This window comes from Verrucomicrobiota bacterium, from assembly GCA_027622555.1.
In the GTDB taxonomy this organism is placed as follows: domain Bacteria; phylum Verrucomicrobiota; class Verrucomicrobiia; order Opitutales; family UBA2995; genus UBA2995.
Genome location: JAQBYJ010000229.1, coordinates 1 through 3,164, shown reverse-complemented (window position 1 = coordinate 3,164; position 3,164 = coordinate 1). Strand labels below are relative to the sequence as shown.

The following is a 3,164-nucleotide window of genomic DNA, read 5'->3' as shown; positions in this document are numbered from 1 at the left end:
ATCAACAAATCAAATGAATCTAAATAATAACCTAAGCACAACGGGTCTCCATTTTTCGGGGCAATCTCAGATCGCATTTAAGACAGAAGCCACGGAAGAATATTCGATAGCGCGGGCTCAGAATCCGGAAAAAAAGATCCAGACCTATCAATTCATGAAAGGTCGCTATTTCCCAGGTGATCTTAAGCGAACGAGTATGGAGAAAGTCACCTTTATGGAAATACTCGAAAATCTGGCGATTCATTTACAGAAGCAGAATTTTTATCCTGATCCTGAGAACGGTGAAGGGGATCTGGTCATCGTGGTGCATTACGGAGTAACCAATGCAGAACTGGATTTCAATAATATGTTTGGCTATGAAAGTCTATCGGATTATGGTTACGATCTGGTTGGTACAGGACCTTCACAACTCGCCAATATGGATGCACTGGCCAGTGTGGGCTTTAATCTGGCATCGAAGGAATTGGTTGAAAGAAGCAATGTTGCGAGTGGATACCTCAAAGCCTCACTTCTCGGAATGGAAGAGGCCTATGACGTGGTCCCACCTGAAAACGAATATGACCTTAAAGAAATGCTCAGTGAACCGCGGTTTTTTATAATTCTAATGGCCTACGACCTGCCGCTTGCCAAAAAAGGTACTCTCAAGGTTCACTGGACGACCCGCTTCAGTGTTAGAGCGATAGGGCAACCGTTTGATGTGGCTATCCAGAATATGAACGAGGTTGCCGGCAATTACTTCGGTAAGAATCTAAAAGGACTCAATAAACGGTTTCTAGATGACGATTCTCAGGTGGAAATCGGTGAGATCGAAGTTATCGAGGAAGAAAAGAAGTAGAATTTGCTAGGGCTTGTAAGTGTTGGGACTTCATCCCTCGGTGCCCTGATGACTCTAGTGTGCTTTCAAATAATTCTTTTTCCGGATTACTCTGGTTCGGACCGCTTCCGCCTTCAATTCATACGGCGAGACAAGACGGCGAGCGGTCCCTACCTTTGACCCAATGCCGCACCTATGCGGTAGGGCGGCTTCGCCGACTGTGTCGGGTCGAAGCTTTTAGCGAAGCCTGAGGGCGCCGTCTCCCCAAGGAACACAGCAGCCCTTAATAGAAACAATTTGTTGGGAGTTCTACTAATTCTATTTTTTCCTCAACACCAGTGTGCACCCAGGGCTTCGGTATAAACGGCGTAGAGACTTTGACTGCCAGTCATGAAAAGACGATTGCGGCGCGGGCCCCCGAAACAGACATTGCTGCAAATTTCAGGCAAGATGATCTGGCCGATTCGTTTACCTTCGGGTGAAAAGATGTGGACACCATCGTAGCCTTCGCCGACCCAACCGGCACTGGACCAGATATTGCCGTCACGGTCACAGCGAATGCCATCGGCAAGTCCGGCGACTTCCTGCCCATTCAGGTCCATTTTCATGGAAGCAAATTCGCGGCCGTTCCTGAGCCTTCTTCCATCGATGTCCCAGACTTTAATGTTCTTCGGCGCTTCCGGATAGTGGCTTGAGCCAGTGTCGGCAACATAGACTTTTTTGTAATCAGGAGAGAAACAGAGTCCGTTGGGTTTAAAGATTTCGTCTGTGACTTTATCCACCTTGCCCGAGGCATCGAGACGATAAACGGCCTCCTTCAGATACAACTCACCCTTATGTCCTTCGTAGTTACCAAGGCTGCCGTAACCAGGATCAGTAAACCAGAGGCTACCATCGGGGTGCATCGCGCCATCGTTGGGAGCGTTGAATATATTACCGTCGTACTTGTCGGCCAGGACGGTCACGGAATTATCAGGCTCGTAACGCACGACTCGGCGTGCACCATGTTCAAAGGAAATCTGTCTGCCATTTTGGTCGAAGGTGTTACCATTACTATGGCGCGCCGGCTTGCGCAGTGTCGTCACTCGGCCATCATCCTGAAGCCAGCGGAGCTGCACATCGTTTGGAATGTCACTCCATACGAGGTAATTTCCCCAGCCACTCCAGGCAGGGCCTTCCGCCCAATACATGCCCGTGTAGAGTCGCTGGATAGGCGCCTGGGCAATCTTGTATTTGGCAAAAGCCGGATCCAGTACGACTACATCCGGTTCTGGATAGCGCACGGGTGCGGCACCGGGGCCATAATCACGAGCAATTAAGGGTGTCGCTGCAAGGGCTCCAAGGCTGGTTAGAAAGGAACGACGGGAATCTTTATCACTGTGAATCGTTTTACCAACACGATGGCCTGGAGCCGCTCTTTTACAATCCCGATGGATCGAAGACGTGGAGGCATGGCCTTCCACCCATGTATTATCCGACGCATTGCACGGCTCATTTGATCGGAGTAACCGGGGAACGGCTGGTTGCAGTCTCCTGTCATGGATGGGGTGACGATAGTCCGGTGCTGAAAGACAATGTTTATAACAATCCTTTTTGGAATAACACAGCCATGTTCAAGACGGATCGGGGCAACAGCTTCTACTGCAAGGTATGGTGGAAGGGAGCCCATATGGGATCGGAAAGAGCAGAGTGGATCGGAGATAAAATGAGTTTCTATGGACCCGATCGAACTTACTCATCGCAACCGATCATCGTTACACGCACGGAGGAGAAGGATGCGGACGAAGCCGGGTTTGTGCGAAGCAAAACGAAGCCTCAGCCCTATGAGCAAGTTGAGTGGTTTATGACCGACATGCTTCCGGAGCCGTTAAGACATAACAGCGGCCACCATGGCTCACATAGCTTTCTTACACATGAATTTATCAGTGCGTTGAAAGAGGGCAGAGCACCAGCTGTGGATATTTACGAAGCCCTTTCCTACACGGTGCCTGGAATCATCGCTCATCAATCTGCATTGAAAGATGGGGAGACTATGAAGGTGCCTGTGTTTGCCAGGCCAGTTTGATTATATTGTTATTTGGATATACGAAAAACTTAACCACGGAGGTCTTAGAGCAGCAGAGCCGCAACCAAAGTTTTACTCAACCACAGATTGCTCAAATTGGCACAGATTTTGTAATGATTCCTTAACCACGAATGGACACCAACTGACACGAATCAGAAGGCAGGGACCGATCGCCGAGCGGTCCGATATTCTGAAAGATTGGTTCGTGCATTTTTATTATTTGAACAGGAGCAACTGTGTCATGGAGCAAGTGCTAAATGATGGTTTTTAATTAATATGTGCATG

General features: G+C 48.9%; 3 protein-coding genes. 2 read left to right on the top strand and 1 reads right to left on the bottom strand.

All coding sequences use genetic code 11. The features are described from left to right. Positions 1–835: hypothetical protein (locus O3C43_25030; GenBank protein MDA1069754.1), on the top strand; the 835-nt coding region annotated here is incomplete at its 5' end. Between the two features lie 308 nt (positions 836–1,143). On the opposite strand, the gene O3C43_25025 is transcribed toward O3C43_25030, so the two are convergent. Continuing rightward, positions 1,144–2,199 carry an SMP-30/gluconolactonase/LRE family protein gene (locus tag O3C43_25025; protein MDA1069753.1) on the bottom strand — a complete coding sequence of 352 codons (1,056 nt, stop codon included), beginning with the start codon at positions 2,197–2,199 and terminating at the stop codon, positions 1,144–1,146. A gap of 80 nt (positions 2,200–2,279) precedes the next feature. Here O3C43_25025 and O3C43_25020 point away from each other — a divergent pair, with 80 nt between their 5' ends. Continuing rightward, on the top strand, positions 2,280–2,879 hold the full coding sequence (locus O3C43_25020) for a hypothetical protein (protein MDA1069752.1): 600 nt from the start codon (positions 2,280–2,282) through the stop codon (positions 2,877–2,879). The last annotated feature ends 285 nt before the right edge of the window (positions 2,880–3,164 follow it).

Coding starts and splice junctions, on each gene's coding strand:
- O3C43_25020 (MDA1069752.1), top strand. CDS start 2,280: ATGTATTATCCGACGCATTGCACGGCTCATTTGATCGGAGTAACCGGG.